Below are 20,913 nucleotides of genomic sequence, written 5' to 3'. Positions count from 1 at the left end.
GGTCGCACACCCCGCTGCCCCGAGCAGCGGACCCGCCGACCGGAAGGAGCGGACCATGACCCCCGAGCTGATCCTCGCGGCCGAGTCCACCGGACCCTCACTGCTCGTCGTCCTCGTGCCCGCACTGATCATCGCCGCGCTCCTGATCGGGGCGTTCGCCTGGGGCAGCCGCCGCCGGGCCCGCCGCCGCCCGCCCGTCACCCCCGGCCGCCCCAACGGCCCCCGCGCCGACTCCTGGAGCACGCCGGACGACGAGGGCCGCTGACCGCCGCCGGGCCCGTCAGTGGACGCAGAACTCGTTGCCGGCCGGGTCCTGTAGCACCACCCAGCTCAGGCCGGGGACGCTGTGCTCGCCGACGACGCGCGCACCCAGCGCGACCAGCCGCTCCACCTCCGCCGCCAGGCCCGCCCCGGGCGCGACGCCGAAGTCGACGTGGACCCGGTTCTTGCCCTGCCGCTGCTCCGCCACCCGCTGGAACCCCAGCGCCACGGGCTTCGCCCCGACGATGACGAAATCGCCGTGGTCCTCAGCGATTTCGGCCCCCAGCGCGGTGGCCCACCACTGGGCCAGCTCCCGCGGTTCCGCGCAATCCACTGTGATCATCACTGCTGCCAGACTCATGATCGCCACCCTAGCCACCGGCACCGACAACGGCCGGACCCGTGGCCGCGGAAGTGGCTTCCGGCGGCTGATTCGGGAAGACTCGCGCGCATGGTCTCAGTAGTGCAGAACGTGGCGATCGACTGTGCCGACGCGTACGAACTGGCCCGTTTCTGGGCCGCGGTGACGGGATGTCCGATGGAGCGGGGCGCGGCCCCGGGGGACCGGGAGACACAGGTGGAGCTGGCGGAGGGCGGGCCGGTCCTCTATTTCAACCAGGTGCCCGAGCCGAAGGCGGTGAAGAACCGGGTGCACCTGTGCCTGCGGCCGGAGACCGCGCGGGACGGCGAGGTGGACCGGCTGCTCGCGCTCGGAGCGGTGCTGGTCGCCGACCGCCGCAACGCGGACGGGACGGGCTGGGCGGTGCTCGCCGACCCGGAGGGCAACGAGTTCTGCGTGCTGCGGAGCGCGGCCGAACGGGCCTGAGTCGGGACGATTTGTCCGGTTGTGGATCCTTCGCTTAGCGGCAGTGCGCCTATCCGAGGGATCGGGGGAGTTGTCCGGCGGGGCAGGCGGATCGCAGAGTGGGCGGCAGGGGATTCCGAACCGAAGCCCCGTCAGTTGTGCAGGGCCCGATGGCCGTTCAGTAAACCGCCGCCTGGGCGCGGCTGCTTCTACTGGGGGAATCCGATGGCGCTCCGGGAGTCCGGTCGCAGTCTGCGTGTGATCGCAGCCGCGGCCGACGCTGCCACGCAGCGGGCGTCGGCGCGTGGCGTGGAGGACTGTTCCGTCCGTGCCGACGTGGGCCGCGACCTTATCCCGAGCCCCCTGCACTGAACCGCCGCCGCGGAACGGCCGACCGGCACCGTCCAGTGCCGGCGCCGTCCGCGCGTCTTCTCTCTTCCGGCCGTCCGGTAGGCAGCACGCTGCCTGGCGCCGTGAGCTCCGCGTACCCGTCGTAGGCGAGACCGACCGCCGCGTCCCCGGTGTCCCCGGGGCCGGTCGTCGTCGTCCGCGGGCGCCGCCGAGCCGCTTCCGTTTACCTGCTCCCGTGCCGTGCCGTGCCCGCCGAGGGTCTCCGCACGCTGCCCGGACCGCGCCACGGTCCGGTGCGCGTGCTGCCCGGTGCGGCCGGGAGCCGTCCTCGTCCCGTCACTCTTCGTCGAGCGGAGATCACCCGTGAAGAGCAGCAGTACCTCAGCCGTGGCCGTCGTCGGTGCCGGCCCCCGTGGCCTGTCGGTCCTGGAGCGCCTGTGCGCCCGGGAGCGGAAGTGCGCGTCCGCCGGGCGGGTCACCGTCCACGTGGTGGACCCGTACCGGCCCGGGCCCGGCATGGTGTGGCGGACCGACCAGTCCCGCGAGTTGCTGATGAACACCGTCGCCTCGCAGGTCACGGTGTACTCCGACGCCAGCGTGAACCTGACCGGCCCGATCGAGGAGGGCCCGTCGCTGTACGCCTGGGCGCGCGAGGTGGCCTCGGGGGCGGTCCCCGCGCCGGGCGACGAGCGGGTGCTGGCGGAGGCCCGGCGGCTGGGACCGGACAGCTACCCGAGCCGGGCGTTCTACGGGCAGTACCTGGAGTGGGTGTTCGCCCGCCTGGTCGCCGAGGCGCCCGACCACCTGGAACTGCGGGTGCACGCCAGCCGCGCCGTCGCGCTGGACGAGGACGGCGACGGCGGCCGCCAGGCGCTGCTGCTCGCCGACGGCACCCGGCTGGACGGGCTCGACGCCGTGGTGCTCGCCCAGGGCCACCTGCCGACCCGGCCGAGCACCGAGGAGTCCCGGCTGGCGGCCTTCGCCGCCGAGCACGGCCTCGCCTACCTGCGCTCCGCCAACCCGGCCGACGCCGACCACCACCGCATCCCGGCCGGCGAGGCCGTCGCCCTGCGCGGCCTCGGCCTCAACTACTTCGACTACCAGGCGGTGCTGACCGTCGGCCGCGGCGGCCGCTTCGAACGCACCGACACCGGACTCGTCTACCACCCCTCCGGGCAGGAGCCGCGGATCGTCGCCGGATCGCGGCGCGGCATCCCGTACCACGCCCGCGGCGAGAACGAGAAGGGCGCCTACGGCCGGTACCAGCCGCGGCTGCTGACGGTCCAGAAGGCCGCGGAGCTGCGGACGCTCGCCGCGCAGGGGCAGTGGATCCGGTTCGGCGCCGACCTGTGGCCGCTGATCGCCACCGAGGTGGAGAGCGTCTACTACGCCGCCCTGCTGGCCGGCCGCCCGGACGTCGAGGAGTTCACCGACCGCTACCTGGCGGCAGCCCACGACCCCTCCGCCAAGCGGGAGTTGGTCGAGGAGGCGGACATCGCGCCGGCCGACCGCTGGGACTGGGAGCGGCTCGCCGAACCGTACGGCGACCGCGCCTTCGCCAACCCCGACGAGTACCGCGAGTGGCTGCTCGGATACCTGCGCCAGGACGTCGTCGAGGCCCGGGCGGGCAACGTCGGCGGCCCGCTGAAGGCGGCCCTCGACGTGCTGCGCGACCTGCGCAACGAGATCCGCCTCGCCGTCGACCACAGCGGACTGGAGGGCACCTCGCACCGCGACGAACTCGAGGGCTGGTACACGCCGTTGAACGCCTTCCTGTCGATCGGCCCGCCGGTCTCCCGGATCGAGGAGCTGATCGCCCTGATCGAGGCCGGCGTGGTCGAGATCACCGGCCCGGGCATGACGGTGACGGCCGTCGCCGACGGCTCCGGGTTCGAGATCGGCTCCCGCCGGATCCCCGGCGCCCGCCACCGGGTCGGCACCCTGATCGAGGCCCGGCTGCCCGAGACCGACCTGCGCCGCACCGACGACCCGCTGCTGCGCCACCTGCTGACGACCGGTCAGTGCCGCCCCTACGTCATCCCCGGCGAGTGCGGCACCGCCTACGAGACCGGCGGCGTCGCCGTCACCGGGCGGCCGTTCCACCTGGTCGACGCCGAGGGCCGGGCCCACCCGCGGCGCTTCGTGCACGGTGTCCCCACCGAGTCGGTGCACTGGGTGACCGCCGCCGGCATCCGGCCCGGCGTCGGCTCCGTCACCGTCGAGGACTCCGACGCGATCGCCGGAGCGGTGCTGGCCCTGCTCGCGGAGAATGCTCCGCAGACCGTGAAGGAGGTTGTCGCATGAGCGAATTCACCACCAAGGACGAACCGGCGCTGGACGCCGGACTGCTGTCCCCGGTACGCGCCGGCACCCCGGTGGAGGCCGCCACCGGCGACGCCGCCTGGCTGCAGGCGATGCTGGACGCGGAGGCCGCGCTCGCCCGCGCGCAGGCCCGGCTCGGCACCCTGCCCGGGCCGGCCGCCGCCGCGATCACCGCCGCCGCCCGCGCCGAGCGGCTGGACGTCCGCCGGCTCGCGCTGGCCGCCCGGGAGACCGCCAACCCCGTGGTCGGCCTGGTCCAGGCGTTCACCGCGCAGGTCGCCGCCGACGACCCGGCCGCCGCCGAGTACGTGCACCGCGGCTCCACCAGCCAGGACATCCTGGACACCGGCGCCATGCTGGTCGCCGCCCGCGCCCTGGACCTCGTCCTCGCCGACCTGGACCGCACCGCCGCCGCGCTGGCCGGCCTCGCCCGCGAGCACCGCGACACCGCGATGGCCGGCCGCACCCTCACCCTGCACGCCGTGCCCACCACCTTCGGCCTCAAGGCCGCCGGCTGGCGGCAGTTGGTGCTCGACTCCGCCGAGCGGCTGCGCCGCGTCCGCGACGGCGGCCTGCCCGTCTCGCTCGGCGGCGCGGCCGGCACCCTGGCCGGCTACCTGGAGTACGCCCGGATCGACGGCGGCATCGCCGACGCCGACCTCGGCGACTACCTGGACCGGCTCACCGCCGCCTACGCCGACGAGACCGGACTCGCCCGCCCCCGGCTGCCCTGGCACGCGCTGCGCACCCCGATCGCCGACCTGGCCGCCGCGCTCGCCCACACCGCCGCCGCCCTCGGCAAGCTCGCCGCGGACGTCCAGGTGCTGGCCCGCACCGAGATCGGCGAGGCCGCCGAGCCCGGGCCCGCCGGGCGCGGCGCGTCCTCCGCGATGCCGCACAAGCGCAACCCGGTGCTGGCCACCCTGATCCGCTCCGCCGCGCTCCAAGTGCCGGTGCTGGCGGCCGGGTTGACCCAGTGCCTGAGCACCGAGGACGAACGCTCCGGCGGCGCCTGGCACGCCGAGTGGCTGCTGCTGCGGGAGTGCCTGCGGCTGGCCGGCGGCGCCGCCCACACCGCCGTCGAACTCGCCGAGGGCCTGACCGTCCGCCCCGAACGGATGCGCGCCAACCTGGACCTGACGGACGGTCAGGTGGTGACCGAGCGGCTGGCCGCCGTCCTCGCGCCGCGGATCGGCAAGGCGCAGGCCCGGCAGGCGCTCTCCCGGGCCTCGGCGCTGGCCGCCGAGCAGGGCCGGCCGCTGCTCGGGATCCTCGCCGAACTGCCGGAGCTGGCGGGCGCGTTCGCGGACGGCGAGCCGGCCGCACTGCTCGACCCGGCCGGGTACACCGGCGCCGCGGGGCTGCTGGTCGACCGGGCGCTGGGCGAACCGTCCTGAACGCACGCGACGCCCGGACCGCGAGCTCTCGCGGTCCGGGCGTCGCGGCGCGGTCACGGCACCGGCACCCGCTCCGGAGCCGGCTCCTGGGCGTGCCGGGAGGCCGTGCGCAGCGGCCACCACAGCGAGCGGCCGAGCAGCGCGGCGACGGCCGGGACCAGCACCAGCGAGAGCACGACCGCCGAGAGCAGGATGCCCAGCGTCAGCGCGAAGGCGATCTGCTCGCTGCCGGGCGTCGCCACCAGGGTGGCGAACGAACCGGCCAGCACCAGGCCGGCGGTGGCGATGGTCGGGGTGGTGTGCCGGACGGCGCGGGCCACCGCGGCGCGGGCCGGGCCCGGACGGCGCATCTCCTCGCGGATCCGGTCGGTGATCAGGATGTTGTAGTCGGTGCCGAGCGCCACCACGAACAGGAACAGCACCAGCGGCAGCGTGAAGCCGACGCCCGGCTTGTCCAGCACGTGCTGGAAGAGCAGCGTGGAGGCGCCGAGGGTGGCGGCGAAACCGGCGCCGACGGCGAGCATCAGCACCACGGGCGCCAGCAGGCTGCGCAGGAGCAGCAGCAGGATCAGCGCGATCAGCGCGGCGGCGACCGGGAAGACCAGCACCAGGTCGTGGTCGACGGCGACCGAGACATCCGCGAAGATCGCCGCGGTGCCGCCGACGTGCGCGTTCAGCCCGGCGGGGACGTGCGCGGCCACGGCCGCGCGGACCGGGCCGGAGACCAGGTCGCGGGCCTGCTCGCTCTGCGGGTCGACGGTCGGGTAGAGGTCGATCCGGGCGGCCCGGCCGTCCGGGCTGACCGCCGTCCCGCCGACCTGGCCGATGCCCGGCACCCGGCCGAGCTCCGCGGCCAGGCCGGTCAGCCGGCCCGCCTCGACCCGGCCGCCGTCGGCCGCGGTGACGTACACCGTGGTCGGGTCGGAGACGCCCGCGGGCAGCGCCCGGGAGATCTCGGCCGCGGTCGCCGCCGCCGCGGTCTTCGACCCGCCGCCCTGGCCGTAGTCCATCCGGATCCCGACCACGCCGGCCGTCAGCACGCCGAGCAGCGCGACCGAGACGGCGATCAGCGCCAGCGGACGCCGGGCGACCAGCGCGCCGTACCGGGCCGCGAAGCCCTCCCGGGGCTGGCGGCGCAGCGAACGCGACGGCCAGAACATGCCCCGCCCGCAGGCCGCGAGCAGCGCCGGCATCAGGGTGAGGCTGCCGAGCAGCATGACCAGCACGGCGACCGCGACGGCCGGGCCCAGCGAACGGAACTGGCCGAAGGTCGCCACGCCCAGGGTGGCGAACGCGGCCACGATGGTCAGCGCGGCGGAGGTGATCGCGGTGCCGACCCGGGCGGCCACGTCGGCGGCCACCTCTCGGACCGGCTGCTCGGGCCGGGCCCGCAGCTGCTCGCGGAACCGGAACATCAGGAACAGCAGGTAGTCGATGCCGATGCCGAGCAGCACCACCATGATCAGGCTCTGGGTGGACGGGGCCAGCTTCATGCCGGTCAGCGAGGCCGCCCCGGCCACCGCCCCGGCCGCCGCGCCGCCGATGATCGTGACGGCCAGCAGCGGCAGTACGGCCGCCAGCACGCTGCGGAACACCAGCACGTTGAGCAGCACGATCAGGCCGCTGAGCAGCGCACTGCCGACGATCGCGGCGGTCCGGTTGTCGTCGGCGCTGTCCGCGGCCTCGGCCAGGGTGCCGGTGAAGCCGGTGCGCAGCCCGGCCTCGGCGAAGGTCGTCCGGGCGTCGTCGCGGAAGGTCCGGTAGACGCTCTGCACGCCCTCGTCGCCGGCGTCGCCGGTCATCTCGACGGCGAGCAGTTCGAAGCTGCGGTCGGGGGCGAGCATCGCCGGCGCGACCTTCGGGGTCTGCGAGTGGTCGGGGACCAGGAACGCCGGGTCGTCCGCCTTCCGCGGCATGGTGACCCGGTGCCGGCCGAGGCGGTCCGCCTCGGCCCCGATCTTCTGCCGGTCGCCGTCGGTGAGCGGCTTGCCGTCGCTGCGGGCGACCAGCACGGTGACGGTGGTGGCGTCCGGGTCCAGCCCGAAGTGGTCCTCGGCGATCCGCAGCGCGGCGGCCGAGTCGTAGCTGCGGGGCAGGAAGTCCCCGGACTGCGACTGGGTGACCTTGGAGAACAGCATCGGCGCGACCGCCGTCAGGCCGATGCCCAGGACCGCCCACAGGGCGATGACCTTCCAGGCGTTTCTGGCGGCGAATCCGGTCAGTGCGCGGATCACGGAACCCTCCCGCTGAGGGACGCGCACCTCCGTGGCGGAGGCGGGCGTCAGGTGCTGGAGCCGGGAGTTCCCGGCCTGCTCACAGCTCATCAGCAGGCAGGTGCCCCGGGCGTCGTGGCGACGGACGATCCGTGCCGGGGCCCGCTCTCCCCGCGCCGGCCCGGAACCGGGACCGTGCTCCCAGGACGCGATGGCTCCGGGGGACCATGTCCGGCCCCTCGGGCCGGTGCGAGAATGAGCCATCACTGCTGATCAGCGACCCGGGGCCGACCGGGCATCGGGGAGATGGGACATGACCGGGCATCCGGACGCGGCACAGACCGGGGCCGCGCCGAGCGGACGGCCGGACGGCCTGCCGTGGAGCCAGGCCGACGCCCTGGTGGTGGTCACCGCCAGCGTGCTGGACGCGGTCGGCTACCTGCTGTTCGCCGCGGTCGACGGCGGCGCGAACCTGCCGGGCTTCCTGCTCGCGCTGGCCTCCGGGCTGCCGCTGCTGCTCCGCCGCACCCGGCCGCTCCTGATGATCACCGGCGTCCTGCTGCTGCAGGCGGGCACCAACCTGGCCGAGCCGGTCGGCATCCACTTCGGCGCGGTGCTGACGGTGGCGCTGTACAGCGTCGCCCGCCACTGCCGGCTCGGGGAGGTCGCCGCGGCGGTCCTCGCCACCTCGGCGGTGACGGTGGTGACCCAGAGCCACTTCAAGGCCCCGGCCTGGGACGCCCTGGTCGCCGCGCCGGCCTCCTCGCTGCTGGTGGTCGGCGCGGGGCTGGTGTTCGCCCGCTGGCAGCGCGAGGTGGCCGCGAACCGCCGGCTGCTGGCCGACCGCGCGGTGGCCGAGGAACGGCGGCGCATCGCCCGGGAGCTGCACGACATCGTGGCCCACCACATCACCACCATGCAGCTGATGGCCGGCGGCGCCCGCGCCAACCTCGCCAACCCCGAGGTGGTCCGGGACGCCCTGGTCACCCTGGAGGCGTCCGGCCGGCTCGCGCTGCGCGAGATGCGCCAACTGCTGGACGTCCTGCGGGCCGGCGACGAACCGGACGCCTCCCCGTCGGCGCCGCAGCCCGGCGCGGAGGACCTCGGCCGCCTGGTCGACGACTCCTGCCACGCCGGGCTGCCCACCGAGCTGACCGTCCACGGCACCCCGCGGCCGCTGCCGCCGACCCTCGGCCTGACGGTGTTCCGGATCGTCCAGGAGGCGCTGACCAACGCCCGCAAGTACGCCGGCCCGGCCCGCGCCTACGTCCGGCTGACGTACCGTCAGGACGTCGTCGTGGTGTCCGTCCGCGACGACGGCGCGGGCGGCGGCGCGACGGGCGGCGGAACGGCCGGCGAGGGCGGCGGCCACGGACTGATCGGCATGCGCGAACGCGTCGCCCTGCACGGCGGCACCCTGAGCACCGGCCCGCATCCCGACGGCGGGTTCGCCGTGCTGGCCGAACTTCCCCTGACACCCGACGAGACGGCCGAGGCCGCCGTCCAGCACGGCGAGGTACCCGTATGAGCGCCCCCGCGATCCGCGTCCTGATAGCCGACGACCAGCCGCTGGTGCGCCGCGGACTGTCGCTGATCCTCTCCCCGGACCCGTCCATCGAGGTGGTCGGCGAGGCCGAGAACGGCGAACAGGCCGTCGCCCTCGCCCACCGGCTGCGCCCCGACGTGCTGGTGATGGACCTCCGGATGCCCGTCCTCGACGGCGTCGCCGCCACCGAGCAGCTCGCCCGGACCCTGCCCGACTGCCGGGTCCTCGCGCTGTCCACCTTCGACCTGGACGAGTACGTGGTCTCCGCGCTGCGGGCCGGCGCGCACGGCTTCCTGCCGAAGGACGTCTCCCCGGAGGACCTCGCGGCCGGGATCCGCACCGTGCACGCCGGCGAGTCCGTGGTCGCGCCCCGGCTGCTCACCCGCCTCATCGCCACCCACGTCCGGTCCGCGCAGCCCGCCCCGGCCGCGGTCGCCGTCCCCGCCGCCGACGGCCTCACCCCGCGCGAGCAGGAGGTGTGGCGGCTGATGGCCACCGGCCTCGACAACGGCGCGATCGCCGACGCCATGGAGATCAGCCCGTCCACGGTGAAGAACCACATCACCGGCCTGTTCGCCAAGCTCGACGTCCGCGACCGCGCGCAGGCCGTCATCGCCGCCTACGAATCCGGCCTGGTCACCCCGCGCCCGCCCGAGCGGTCCTGAGCGGTCGCGCCGCCGGCCCGGGACCGGTCAGGAATCGAGAAGCCCGGGCCGGGGCGCCCCGCCTACCGTCGAGGCATGGAAACCATCGAGACCGTCACCCTCGACGCGGCCGACCCCGAGGCCGCCGCCCGCTTCTACGCCGAGGCCTTCGACCTGGACGCGACCCGGCTGCGGGTGCGCGCCGGAACGGACCCGTCCAGCGGGTTCCGCGGCTTCACCCTGGCCCTCACCGTGCCGCGGCCCGCCGACGTGGACAGCTTCACGGAGTCCGCGACGGCGGCGGGCGCGACCGTGCTCAAGCCCGCCCACAAGTCGCTGTGGGGCTACGGCTCGGTGGTCCAGGCCCCCGACGGCGCGATCTGGAAGATCGCCACGTCCGCGAAGAAGGACACCGGGCCGGCCACCCGCCGCGTCGACGAGTTCGTGCTGCTGCTCGGCGTCGCCGATTTCGCCGCCACCAAGCGCTTCTACGTCGAGCAGGGCCTCACCGTCGCCAGGAGCTTCGGCCGCAGCTACGCCGAGTTCGACGCCGGGACCGGCCCCGTCAAGCTCGCGCTGTACCGCCGCCGGGCGCTCGCCAAGGAGGTCGGCGTCGCCCCCGACGGCAGCGGCTCGCACCGGCTCACCGTCAACAGCGCCGGCGCCGCGGACTTCACCGACCCGGACGGCTTCCGGTGGGCGGCCGCCGCCTGACGGACCGTCAGGCCGGCTCGAAGGCGCCGCCCGGACCGAACGCGAGCCGGGCGAAGCGCTCGCCGATCCGGCGGTGCGCCGCCCCGTCCGGGTGCAGGCCGTCGGGCAGCGGGAGTTCCAGGTAGTCGCGCTCGCCGTACAGTTCGCGGCCGTCCAGGTAGTGCAGGTGCGGGTCGTCCACCGCGCGCAGGCCGACGATCCGGGCCAGCTCCTCGCGGATCACGGCCAGCGTCAGGCGGCCGGCCGCCCGCTCGGCCGGGTCGCCGGTGGCGCGGAAGCTCAGCACGCCGTCGGTGAAGTCCGGCAGCAGCGGGCCCGGCGTGTCCTCGTGCACCGGGCACAGCACGGGGGAGACCACCAGCAGCGGGGTGCGCGGGTGGCCCTCCCGGACGGTGTCCAGGAAGCCGTGCACCGCCGGGCCGAACGCGCGCAGCCGCATCGCGTCGGCGTTCACCAGGTTGATGCCGATCTTCAGGCTGATCAGCCCCGCCGGGGTGTCCCGGATCGCCCGGGCCGTGAACGGATCGAGCAGCGCGCCGCCGCCGAAGCCCAGGTTGACCAGCTCCACGCCGCCGCGCGCCGCCGCCAGCGCGGGCCAGGTGCCGGTCGGGTGGGCGGCGTTGGAGCCGTGGCTGATCGAACTGCCGTGGTGCAGCCACACCGGCCGGCCGCGCTCCGGCAGCGGCTCGACCGGGGCGTCGGTGCGCAGCGCGACCAGCTCGGTGACCTCGGTGTGCGGCAGCCAGATCTCGACGTCCTTCGCCCGCGCCGGCAGCCCGCCGAACCGGGCGGTGCCGACCGGGCCCTCGGTCAGCTCGGCGGCCTGCGTCACCAGGTCGAGGACGGTGCGCAGGTTCCCGCCCGCCACGGTGGCCTGCGCCGTCAGCCGCCCGTCCACCAGCAGGTCGTACACGCCGTCCGCGGGCGGCGGGAAGCCCCGGTACGCGCGCCGGGTGGGCAGCGTGTCCAGCTCGATCCGGGTCGCCGCCGTCCGGAACGCCACCCGCACCCCCGACGGCTGCGCCTCCGCCACCGCCAGCTGCCGGTCCGGCACCTGCCGCCGGGCCCGGGCGGGCAGCCGGTGCGGCAGCAGGCCGTGCGCGGTCGCCTCCAGGTCGAGGTGGCCGCGCAGCAGCTGCGCGGTGACGGGGGTGGTGATCCAGCTCTGCTCGGTCTTCGTCGCTTCCGCCTCGACGGTCATGGCCTCTCCCTCGGTCGCCTATCCGCATCATGCAGCTACCTAAACAGCTTAGGCAAATCGGCTGGCCGATAGGTTTGCGACGATGGTATTTAGCCCGGCGTTCCGGATCCTGACCCGTCGTCACCGGCCGCCCGCGGCGCGGGGATACTGCCCGAATGACTGACGATCTGACGGTCCGACCCGCCACCCCGGCGGTCGAGGACCGGCCCCGCCCCACCCTGCGCCGCGACGTGTCGGGCCCGCCCTGCTGGCCGGCCTGGTGTGCGTCGCGGTGTCCTTCTCCGGACCGCTCGTGGTGGTGCTCGCCGCGGCCGCCGCCGGCAAGCTGGACGCCCCGCACACCGCGTCCTGGATCTGGGCGGTGGCGATCGGCAGCGGCGTCACCGGGTTCGCCCTCAGCTGGTGGACCCGCACCCCCGTGGTCACCGCCTGGTCCACCCCCGGCGCGGCCCTGCTGATCACCGCGCTCGGCCACTACCCGTACCAACAGGCCGTCGGCGCCTACCTGGTGAGCGCCCTCGCGGTCACCCTGTTCGGCGTCACCGGCTGGTTCGGCCGGCTGATCGCCGCCGTCCCCGAGGGCATCGTGCACGCCATGCTGGCCGGCATCCTGTTCTCCTTCGGCGCGGGCATCTTCGGCGCCGTGCACGGCGCACCCGCCCTGGTGATCGGCAGCTTCGCCGCGTTCCTGCTCGCCAAGCGCCTCGCCCCGCGCTACGCCGTGGTGGTCGCCCTCGCCGCCGGCGGCCTGCTCGCCGCACTGACCGTCGGACTCCCGCTGCACCCCGGCGCGGGCGGGCCCACCGTGCCCGTCCTGACCGCCCCCGCGTTCTCCTGGTCCGCCCTGGTCGGCCTCGCCCTGCCGCTCACCATCGTCGCCCTCGCCTCGCAGAACGCCCCCGGCCTGGGCGTGCTGCGCGCCTTCGGCTACCGCGCCGACGACCGGCTGCTGATCGGCACCACCGGCGCGGCCTCCGTGCTGCTCGCCCCGTTCGGCTCGCCCGGCGTCAACCTCGCCGCCATCACCGCCGCGATCTGCTCCGGCCCCGAGGCCCACCCCGACCCGCGCCGCCGCTACGTCGCCGGGATGTCCGCCGGCGCGCTGTACGTCCTGGTCGGCAGCTTCGGCGGCATCCTGGTCGGGCTGTTCACCGGCCTGCCGAAGGAGCTCGTCGCCGTGATCGCCGGCGTCGCCCTGCTCGGCTCCCTGCAGAACAGCCTCGCCGCCGCGCTCGCTCCCGAACCCGGCCGCGACGCCGCCGTGGTGACCCTGCTCGCCACCGCCTCCGGCAGCACCCTGCTCGGCATCGGCTCCGCGTTCTGGGGCCTGCTGTTCGGCCTCGGCACCCACGCCGTCCTCGGCCGGCGCCGCCGCCCGGCCTGAGGCCCGGCGGCCGTCCGGGCTCGTCCGGGCGCAGGGCCGTCGGTAGCGTGGAACCGACACTTCCCCGGCCGGGAAGTGCGGGACATCCAGCCCGCCCCGCAACGGGTGGAAGGCCATGGAGCACGACAGGGACGCGCCGTTCAGCACCCTGGTCCGATCCGTCCTGGACCGGACCGGACGGGCCTGGTCGCCGGTCGCCGCCCCGCCGTGGGTCCAGCACCTCCCGCCGAACTACCGCCCGCGCGCCCAGGGTTGGAAGATCCACGTGTCGGCGACCCCGCTCTCGGCGCCGGACGTGCTGCGCCGCTCGGCGGCCGTGCTCGCCGCGCACTCCTGCGCGTTCAAGCACGCCGCCGACGCCCGCGAGGTCGAGCGGCTCACCGCCACCCGCTGCGACCGCGCGGCGGCCGGGAAGTTCCTCACCGCCTACCCGGACGACGACCCGCACTTCCGCGCCGTCGCCGCCGACCTCGCCCGCGCCCTGGACGGCCTGCCCGGCCCCGCCGTGCTGTCCGACCGGCCGGTGCGCCGGGGCGGCATCGTCTCCTACCGCTACGGCGTGTTCGCCGCGCCGGCCCGGCTGAACAACGACGGCAGCTTCGAATCGGTGCTGACCGCGCCGGACGGGACGCTCGTCCCCGACCGCCCGGTGCCGTGGTTCGCGCCGCCGCCCTGGGCCGCCGACCCGCTCGGCGCGCAGCCGGCCGAGGACGCCGCGGAGGTGCTGGTGGGCGGCCGGTTCGCCGTCCGCGGCGCGATCCGGCACGCCTACCGCGGCGGCGTCTACCGCGCCGTCGACCGCGACACCGGGGCGCCGGTGGTGCTCAAGCAGGCGCGCCGGCACGTCGCCGTCGCCGCGGACGGCAGCGACGTCCGCGAGCTGCTGCGCGGCGAGGCCAGGGCGCTCAAGGCGCTGGCGGCGACCGGCCTGGCGCCGCGACCGGTCGGCCTGGTCGAGCAGGACGGCGACCTGTTCCTCGCCCAGTCCGAGCTCCCCGGGGTCACGCTCGAACAGTGGGTCGGCGCACGCGTGCTGAGGGACCGTGGACTCCCGGCCGACGCCTGCACCGGCATGGCCCGGGAAGTCGTCGAGGCCGCGGCGGCGATCGCCCGCGAAGGGCTGGTCTGGCTCGACCTCAACCCGGGCAACCTGATGGTCGGCCCGGACGGGCGGCTCCGCCTGGTCGACCTCGAAGGAATGGTCGAGCCGGGCGCCCGCGGCACCCGGATGTACACCCCGGCCTACGCCGCCCCCGAGCAACTCGCCGACCCCTTCGTGCCGTTGACCGCCACCACCTGCTACGGGCTCGGCGCCACCCTGTTCTTCCTGACCTCCGGCATCCACCCCGCGCTCCCCGACGACGACCGCCCGCGGCACCGCCGCCTGACCGAATGGCTGGCCGCGCTCGCCGTCGACAACCCGGCCGCCCGCCGCCTGCAACCCCTCATCGCCGCCCTCACCGCCGACGACCCGGCGCAGCGCTGGACGCCCGCGCAGGCCCGCGCCTTCCTCGACCACCCGCCGGCCACCCGCCCGCCGGCGCCGCCGCGCCCCGTCCCGGCCGACCGGCTGCTGCGCGACGGGCTCGCCCACACCGTCGCCACCATGGATGCCGCCGACCCCGCCCGGCTGTGGCCCGCCCCCGCGGGCCTGGAGGCCTGCGACCCCCGCGCCGTCCAGCACGGAGCGGCCGGCACTCTCGCCGTCCTGGACCGCGCCCTTCGGACCCTGCCCGACCCCGACCCCGCCCTGCTGCCCGCCCTCGCCACGGCCGCCGGCTGGCTGGACGCGCGCCTGACTGGCCGTCAAAGGCTGCTGCCCGGACTGTACTTCGGCCACGCGGGCACCGCCTGGGCGCTGTACGACGCGGCCGGGACCTTGCACGACCCGGCCCTCGCCGAGCGCGCCCTCGACCTCGCCGCCCGGCTCCCCACCCGCTGGCCCAACCCCGACGTCTGCCACGGCGCCGCCGGCTGCGGCCTGGCCCACCTCGCCCTGGGGCAGCGCACCGGCGACGAGCGCTTCGCCGCCGGGCCCGGGTCTGCGCCGACTCCGTCCTCGACGGCGCGCGGCCCACCCCCGACGGCGTCCGCTGGCCCGTGCCCGACGGCTTCGACTCCGCGCTGCGCGGCCTCGCCCACCTCGGCTACGGCCACGGCGTCGCCGGCATCGGACTGTTCCTGCTGCTGGCGGGCCGTCAACTCCCCGACGAACGCTGCCTGGAAGCCGCCCGGCAGGCCGCCGACGCCCTGGTCCGCACCGCCACCGTCGAGGACGGCGCGGCCTGGTGGCCCGTCGGCGAGGAACCGCCCGGCACCGCGCCGCTGCACCTGCCGCACTGGTGCTCCGGCTCCTCCGGCATCGGCACTTTCCTGCTCCGCTACGGGCGGGCCACCGGCGACGAGCGGGCCCGCGAACTCGCCGGACAGGCCGGGCTCGCCGTCCGCCGCTCCCGCCGGCACGCCTCCGCCGGGTCCTGCCACGGCCTGGCCGGGAACGGCGAGTTCCTGCTCGACCTGGCCGAGGAGACCGGCGAGGAGCGCTACCGCCGGTGGGCCCAGGACCTGTACGACGCTCTCCAGGTGCGCGCCGTGCTCCGCGGCGGCCGGTACCTCGTCCCCGACGAGACCGGGCGCACCGTCACCACCGGCCACGGCACCGGACTCTCCGGCGTCCTCGCCTTCCTGCTCCGACTCCGCCACGGCGGCCCCCGCCTGTGGATCCCCGAAAGCCGGTCGGTCCCCGAAAGCCGGCGGACCCCCGAAACCCCTACCGAAGGAGCCTGATCGCCATGCAGGCCAACTCCCCGCCTCCCGAGAAGTCCTCCGAGGGCGGCAGCACCTCCCGACTGGAGCAGCTGCTCGCCGAGGACACCCACTTCAGCCCGCAGGACGCCAGCGGCTGCTCGCTGATGCAGACCGCCGTCTGCGGCGCGTCCACCGTCATCTGCGGCGGCCAGAGCACCTGCTCGCGCACCGTGGTGATCGTGGTCCTGGAGTGACCGCCCGCCCCGAGCGGGCGGTGACCGCGGCGGCCGGCCCCGCGCGGCAACGCGCGGGTCCGGCCGCCGCGGGCCACCTCAGTGGGGTGGCTGGTCCTGGTCGTTGCCGAACTGCTCCTTGAGCTTGTCCTGGGCGGTGTCGACCTGGCCGCTGTACTTGCCTCCGGTCCTGTCGTCGAACGCGTCCCCCGCCTTGTCGACGCCCTTCTCGGCCTGGTCCTCGTGGCCTTTCAGCATCTGCTTCAGCTTGTCCAACACCGACATCGGGTCGCTCCTGGGGTCTGGACTTCGGGTGGTACAGCCAGCATCCCTCCGCACAACTCGGCCTGCATCCGCAGCAGTTCCACCACCGGGTGCCGGCCGGGCGCCGTCACCAGTCGTGCGTGACGGTCGGCGGGCGGCCCTCGGCACGGTGGTCCTCGGGGCGTGGGCCGGCTCGGCGGCGGTCTCCTGGTCGCTCGGCGGGCCGTGCCGGACGGTCGGCGGACGGCCTTCGCCCCGGTAGTCCAGGCGCACCCGGAGCGGATCCTCCTGGTGCGAGTCGCGGTACTCCTCGCGGTCCTGCTCGGGCGTGGGCACACCGCCCGCGCCGCCCTGCGGCGTCTCCTCCATGGCCCCGGCTCCCTTCCTCGCGGTCGGACGGGTTCACTTGGCGCATGCCCGGCCCGGCGGCGCCCAATCGTCCGAGCTCAGCCCGGTTGCCGGACGGCGCCGCCGCGGTGCGCGGCGGCCAGCGCGAGCACCTGGTCGACGCTCCAGTGATCGGCCGCGTGCGTACCGTAGTGCGCGGCCAGGATCCGGCCGTCGGCGGCGAGCAGGAAGTCCGCCGGCAGCCCGATCCGGCCGCCGAGCGGCCGGGACGCGGGCGGCCGCTCGCGCCCGCGCAGCACCAGCGGAACGCTCCGCAGCACGGCCCGGAGGATGGTCGGCCAGGCCCGCGGGTCGAGCAGCGCACGGACGCCGCGCTCCACCCCGTACGCGCGGTACAGCCGCTGCCCGGGATCGGCGACCAGCGCGAACGGCAGCGTCCCGGCGTGCGGCCGCAGCTCCTCGGCGGGGGAGTGGAACACGGCCGTCTCGCGCACCCCTGCCGCGCTCAACTCCCCGTGGCGGACGGCGAATCCGCGCAGGTGCAGGTTGCAGACGGGGCAGCCCGCGAAGCGGCGGAACTGCAGGTGGGTCAGGCCGCCCGGCGGCACGGGCGGGAGGGGCGCGCCGGTGGCGTCGGTGGTCGGGACGGTCGGTGCGGTGGTGCCGGGCCGGAGACGGGACACGTGGGCTCCTCGTAGGTGTAGACCGTACGCCAAAACTGTAGGCGTATGCCGTACGCTGTCAACCCGTGCCTCGCCCACGCTCCCTGACCAACGATCAGATCGCCGCCGCCGCGCTGGCCGTCATCGACCGCGACGGCCTGCCGGCGCTCTCCATGCGCACCGTCGCGGCCGAACTCGACCGCCGGACCATGGCGTTGTACCGCTACGTCGAGGACCGCGAGGAGCTCGAGTGCCTGGTGGTGGACCTCGCCCTCGGCCCCGTCCTCGACCGGGCGGCCGGTCGGGAGCCGTCCCCGCGCGCCCGGTTGCTCGCCCTGCTGGCCCGGATGCGAGAAGCCGTCGGCGCCCACCCCGGCGTCCTCCCGCTGGCGGTCCGCCACCACCGCACCAGCCTGCCCGCACTGCGCTGGCGCGAGCGGATCCTCCAGGCCCTCGACGCCGCCGGCCTGGACGCCCCCGCCCGGGCCGCGGCCCTGCACGCCCTGGTCGCCTACACCATCGGCGCCCTCGAAGTCGAACACCAGGGCCCCGCCGTCACCCCCGCCCCGGCCGCCTTCCCCCTCCTCGCGGCCGCCCTCGGCACCCGCGCCGCCACCTCGCCGTCCACGGCCTTCACCGCCGGGGCGAACACCGTCCTCACCGGCCTGGGCATCGCCTGAGCGCAGGTCGCGGTTGCCTGAGCGGCAGGCTCGGGGTCGCCGGCTACAGGCCGTAGCGGCGGGTGGACTGCTCGGACTGGGCGAGGCGGCGGAGGTTGAGCAGGACGGGCTCGAAGAGGACCGCGCCGGCGACGGCGTACTCGGCCTGTTCCCGGGCGGTGGGCAGGAGCTCCATGCGGTCGAGGTCGTACGCGGCGGCCTGTTCCATGGAGTGGGCGTAGGGGAGCAGGTCGTCGGCGTCGAAGGGGTAGCCGAGCCGGTCGAGGGTGGCGAGCGCGGAGACCAGCGAACGGTGGGCGGGGGAGAGGTCGCCGAGTTCGCGGGCGGTGGTCCAGCCGAGCCGGTCGAGCAGGTCGCCGACCAGGGTGCGGGCGGTGGCGTCCGAGGGGTCGTCCTCGCTCGCGGGGCGGGTTCGGGGCACTGCGGGAGGGCCCAGATGGCCGCGCCGAGGCGGATGGTGAGGCCGAGGGAGTCGTCGTCGATGTGCGCGAGCACCTCGCGGGCGGTGGCCACCGGGATCCGGCCGACCTGGATCAGGGCCCGGACCAGGCGGAGCCGGCGCAGGTGCGACTCGTCGTACTCGGCCTGGGTGGTGTTGACGCGGCGGCCGGGCGGGAGCAGCCCCTCGCGCAGGTAGTACTTGATCGTGGCGAGGGAGACGCCGCTCCGTTCGCTGAGATCTGCCAGGCGCATCCCCTTGTGCCCTCCGTAGGTGAGTGCCACTATCCAAAGCATTGATGAGCGTGACTATCCAATCACGGGGATGGTCCGCCACGAGAGGGGGACACCTGTGTTCGCCAAGCCGATACCGGGTCGCACCACCGCCGCCGCCGAGGGAAACGTCGTCCTGTTCCTGATCGGCATGCGGATCAACCACTTCTGGGCCCTGCACCACTGGCTGCCCGTCTTCGTCGCCATGCCGCGCATGCTGCGCGAACTCACCCGCGACCCGCAGAGCGGGCTGCTCGGCCACCACCTGCTGTCCGGCTCGCCGCGCACCTACTACGTGGTCCAGTACTGGGAGTCCGAGGAGAAGCTGCTCACCTACGCCGCCGCGCCGCAGCAGCTGCACCGCAAGGCCTGGTCGACGATCAACCGCTACGAGGCCAAGTCCCGCCAGCACGTGGGGATCTGGCACGAGACGTACATCGTCCCGGCCGGCAACTACGAGGTGATCTACGGCGACATGCCCCCGTACGGCCTCGCCGCCGCCACCGGCAGCCTCCCGCTGGAGCGCCGCGGCCGCACCGCCCGCCAGCGGCTCGCGCACGGCCGGAAGGCGGCCGGGCCGGCGCCCGCCGAACCGGTCGACAAGTAGCCCGACCCACCGGAGCCGCACGGCGGTTGTCCGCCGCGCGGGGCGGGAAACTACTGGGTACCGGAGCGCCGTGGTGGGGACGGCGGGCGCTCCCCGGGGCAGGGGGGAACCGTGCTCGCTCGGGCCATGATGACGGTACTGGCCACGGACACCGGACGGGACGACGCCGGGCCGGCGCCCGACCCGGCCGAAACCGGCCGGCAGCTACGGGAGTTGGCCGCCCTCGCGCCCGAGCCGCGCCGCGACGCCGTCGCGGAGCTGGCCGAGGCCGAGGGCCAGGACCTGCTGGGCGCCGCGCTGGCCTGGGCGGTCGCGCAGGAGGACCCGTGGACCGCCGGGGCCGACGCCGGAGTGCTGGCGGCGGTACTGGAGGCGATGGCCGGCGGCATCGTCGCCGCCGTCGGGGTCGGGAACAAGGTCAACCGCCGGGCGAAGCTGCTGCTGGAGGCCTGGGCGCAACTGCTGCGGGCCGTCGAGTGCGACGCCGCGGGCAACCGCGCCGAGGCGCACCGGCGGTTCCTGCTGGCCCGTCAGTACGGCGAATCGGCGGGCGAGTGGCGCTGCGCCGTCCTGGCGGCCCTCGGCACGGCGGTGTGCGGGAGCGCGGCGCACACCGCCCGGGCCGAGGAGCTCGTGCCGCACCTGGAACCGGCGGTCGCCGAGCTGGAACGCTTCCTGGGCCGCGAACTGCCCGAGCTGCGCGAGGGGTTGTGGCTGCGGTACGAGGCGTTCGAGCTGGTGGCGGCCGCGGCCGACGCCGAACGGCCGGAGCAGGTCGTCGAGTTGACCGCCCCGTGGCTGGAACGGCGGGCGCCCGGCGCACTGGTGGAGCTGGCGGCCGCCTGGCGGCGGGAGCTGTGGCGGCTGCTGGAGGAGGGCGCCGCCGACCGCGCCGTGCTCCGCGCCGAGTGGGGCGACCGGCTGGTCGCCCGGGCCGATCCGGGCTCGCCGTTCCGGTACTGGCTGGCGGAGTGCTTCGCCCAGGCCGGGGACTGGGACCGGACGGCCGCCGTCGTCGAGCGCCTGCGGGCGGAGCACCCGGACGACGGCCCCGGCCTGCTGCGCCGGCTCGCCCGGGCGCACGGCCACGCCGGGCGCCGGCGGACCGCGATCGACCTGCTCCGCTCCGGCCTGTCGGACCCGCCGACCGCCGCGGAGGAGGAAGTGCTGCGCACCCTGGTCCTGATGCTGATGGAGGAGGACTCCCCGGAAGCGGCCCGCTGGGAGGCCGAACTCGTCCGGCTGGCCGGCACCGGCGTCCGCGAGCTGGCCTCCGCGATGCCGCGGCCCGCCCCGAACCGCAGCGCGCCTTCGCCCGGTTCGAGGACGGGCGGCTGACGATCTCCCCGGAGATCGGCAACCTCCCCCCGGGGCAGATCCAGCCCCAGATCTTCGCCGCCATGATCGCGGGAAGCCCCGACGGCGCCGAGATGCTGCTCCAACTGGCGGAGAGCGAACCGCTGCTGGCGGCCAGAGTGGCCCGGCTGCTCGGCGTCGAGCTGGTCACCCGGGCGCACCGGGAGGCCGCGGACCACATCGAGCGCGGCGAACAGCACTTCCGGCGGCGGGAGTTCGTCGAAGCGGCGGGCTGCTACCGGCAGGCGGTGGAGGCGGACCCGGACAACGCGACGGCCTTCCTGATGCTCGGCGACGCCTACTACGCGCTGCGCCTGAAGGCGCTGGCCCGCGCCCACTACCAGGAGTCCCTGGCGGTGGAGGAGACGCCGATGGCCTGGCGCTTCCTGGGCGACACCTACCGCGCCGAGGAGGGCGGCACGGAACGCGCCCGCGACTGCTACCGGCGCGCCCTGGCCCTCGAACC

18 protein-coding genes and 2 pseudogenes are annotated in these 20,913 nt (G+C 75.6%); 14 read left to right on the top strand and 6 right to left on the bottom strand.

Annotated elements, in window-relative coordinates; translation table 11 throughout:
* Positions 1-55 precede the first annotated feature (55 nt).
* On the top strand, positions 56-265 hold the full coding sequence (locus tag KCH_RS02695; RefSeq protein WP_035858585.1) for a DUF6479 family protein: 210 nt from the start codon (positions 56-58) through the stop codon (positions 263-265).
* A gap of 15 nt (positions 266-280) precedes the next feature.
* Here KCH_RS02695 and KCH_RS02690 read toward each other — a convergent pair whose 3' ends face one another.
* Positions 281-622, bottom strand: coding sequence for a VOC family protein (locus KCH_RS02690; RefSeq protein ID WP_035870560.1), 342 nt, complete (start codon positions 620-622; stop codon positions 281-283).
* 90 nt (positions 623-712) lie between these two features.
* Here KCH_RS02690 and KCH_RS02685 point away from each other — a divergent pair, with 90 nt between their 5' ends.
* From KCH_RS02685 to KCH_RS02675, 3 genes are all read left to right on the top strand, one after another.
* Positions 713-1,087 (top strand): VOC family protein, encoded by a 375-nt coding sequence (locus KCH_RS02685; protein WP_035858584.1) that lies wholly within the window; start codon positions 713-715, stop codon positions 1,085-1,087.
* Positions 1,088-1,780: 693 nt separating this feature from the next.
* A complete protein-coding gene (locus tag KCH_RS02680) occupies positions 1,781-3,721 on the top strand; it encodes an FAD/NAD(P)-binding protein (RefSeq protein ID WP_035858582.1) in 1,941 nt (646 codons plus the stop codon).
* Positions 3,718-5,136, top strand: coding sequence for a nitrosuccinate lyase (locus tag KCH_RS02675; RefSeq protein WP_035858581.1), 1,419 nt, complete (start codon positions 3,718-3,720; stop codon positions 5,134-5,136). The genes KCH_RS02680 and KCH_RS02675 overlap by 4 nt, the downstream gene beginning before the upstream one ends.
* 53 nt (positions 5,137-5,189) lie before the next feature.
* On the opposite strand, the gene KCH_RS02670 is transcribed toward KCH_RS02675, so the two are convergent.
* Positions 5,190-7,370 carry an MMPL family transporter gene (locus KCH_RS02670; protein WP_035870552.1) on the bottom strand — a complete coding sequence of 727 codons (2,181 nt, stop codon included), beginning with the start codon at positions 7,368-7,370 and terminating at the stop codon, positions 5,190-5,192.
* Positions 7,371-7,662: 292 nt separating this feature from the next.
* Here KCH_RS02670 and KCH_RS02665 point away from each other — a divergent pair, with 292 nt between their 5' ends.
* The 3 genes from KCH_RS02665 (at position 7,663) to KCH_RS02655 (ending at position 10,253) form a co-directional block, all read left to right on the top strand.
* Positions 7,663-8,877 (top strand): sensor histidine kinase, encoded by a 1,215-nt coding sequence (locus tag KCH_RS02665; RefSeq protein WP_035858579.1) that lies wholly within the window; start codon positions 7,663-7,665, stop codon positions 8,875-8,877.
* Positions 8,874-9,560: a response regulator gene (locus tag KCH_RS02660; RefSeq protein WP_035858577.1), complete on the top strand. Its 687-nt coding sequence runs from the start codon at positions 8,874-8,876 to the stop codon at positions 9,558-9,560. Before KCH_RS02665 ends, KCH_RS02660 begins: the two co-directional genes overlap by 4 nt.
* Positions 9,561-9,635: 75 nt before the next feature.
* Positions 9,636-10,253, top strand: coding sequence for a VOC family protein (locus tag KCH_RS02655; RefSeq protein WP_035858576.1), 618 nt, complete (start codon positions 9,636-9,638; stop codon positions 10,251-10,253).
* A gap of 7 nt (positions 10,254-10,260) precedes the next feature.
* Here KCH_RS02655 and KCH_RS02650 read toward each other — a convergent pair whose 3' ends face one another.
* Entirely contained in the window at positions 10,261-11,454 is a 1,194-nt protein-coding gene (locus tag KCH_RS02650; protein ID WP_035858574.1) for an SGNH/GDSL hydrolase family protein, read from the bottom strand.
* Between the two features lie 271 nt (positions 11,455-11,725).
* Here KCH_RS02650 and KCH_RS02645 point away from each other — a divergent pair, with 271 nt between their 5' ends.
* From KCH_RS02645 to KCH_RS46990, 3 genes and pseudogenes are all read left to right on the top strand, one after another.
* Positions 11,726-12,838, top strand: coding sequence for a benzoate/H(+) symporter BenE family transporter (locus tag KCH_RS02645; RefSeq protein WP_051652665.1), 1,113 nt, complete (start codon positions 11,726-11,728; stop codon positions 12,836-12,838).
* Positions 12,839-12,953: 115 nt separating this feature from the next.
* Positions 12,954-14,861: pseudogene (gene lanL / locus KCH_RS46995) on the top strand (class IV lanthionine synthetase LanL); the annotation flags it as partial.
* A 77-nt stretch (positions 14,862-14,938) separates the two neighbouring features.
* A complete protein-coding gene (locus tag KCH_RS46990) occupies positions 14,939-15,625 on the top strand; it encodes a lanthionine synthetase LanC family protein (RefSeq protein ID WP_051652661.1) in 687 nt (228 codons plus the stop codon).
* 293 nt (positions 15,626-15,918) lie between these two features.
* Here the strand turns inward: KCH_RS46990 and KCH_RS02630 are convergent, their stop codons facing one another.
* The gene (locus KCH_RS02630; protein ID WP_035858569.1) at positions 15,919-16,104 is read right to left on the bottom strand and encodes an antitoxin; all 186 of its coding nucleotides are present in this window, start codon (positions 16,102-16,104) and stop codon (positions 15,919-15,921) included.
* A gap of 425 nt (positions 16,105-16,529) precedes the next feature.
* The gene (locus KCH_RS02625; RefSeq protein ID WP_051652660.1) at positions 16,530-17,114 is read right to left on the bottom strand and encodes a peroxiredoxin-like family protein; all 585 of its coding nucleotides are present in this window, start codon (positions 17,112-17,114) and stop codon (positions 16,530-16,532) included.
* Positions 17,115-17,179: 65 nt separating this feature from the next.
* Here KCH_RS02625 and KCH_RS02620 point away from each other — a divergent pair, with 65 nt between their 5' ends.
* Positions 17,180-17,773 carry a TetR/AcrR family transcriptional regulator gene (locus tag KCH_RS02620; protein WP_035858568.1) on the top strand — a complete coding sequence of 198 codons (594 nt, stop codon included), beginning with the start codon at positions 17,180-17,182 and terminating at the stop codon, positions 17,771-17,773.
* Positions 17,774-17,816: 43 nt separating this feature from the next.
* On the opposite strand, the pseudogene KCH_RS02615 reads toward KCH_RS02620, so the two are convergent.
* Positions 17,817-18,466, bottom strand: a pseudogene (locus KCH_RS02615) (MerR family transcriptional regulator).
* A 70-nt stretch (positions 18,467-18,536) separates the two neighbouring features.
* On the opposite strand from KCH_RS02615, the gene KCH_RS02610 reads away from it, so the two are divergent.
* The 3 genes from KCH_RS02610 to KCH_RS42155 form a co-directional block, all read left to right on the top strand.
* The gene (locus KCH_RS02610; protein ID WP_425268725.1) at positions 18,537-19,091 is read left to right on the top strand and encodes a DUF4188 domain-containing protein; all 555 of its coding nucleotides are present in this window, start codon (positions 18,537-18,539) and stop codon (positions 19,089-19,091) included.
* Positions 19,092-19,202: 111 nt separating this feature from the next.
* Positions 19,203-20,429 (top strand): hypothetical protein, encoded by a 1,227-nt coding sequence (locus tag KCH_RS02605; protein WP_167573963.1) that lies wholly within the window; start codon positions 19,203-19,205, stop codon positions 20,427-20,429.
* A 62-nt stretch (positions 20,430-20,491) separates the two neighbouring features.
* Positions 20,492-20,913 (top strand): tetratricopeptide repeat protein (locus tag KCH_RS42155; protein ID WP_035858562.1); only part of this gene is annotated, 422 nt, incomplete at its 3' end.

The sequence above is a fragment of the Kitasatospora cheerisanensis KCTC 2395 genome (assembly GCF_000696185.1).
Lineage (GTDB): Bacteria > Actinomycetota > Actinomycetes > Streptomycetales > Streptomycetaceae > Kitasatospora > Kitasatospora cheerisanensis.
The sequence above is the reverse complement of the archived record's forward strand: the minus strand, read 5'-3'. Positions and strand labels throughout refer to the sequence as shown.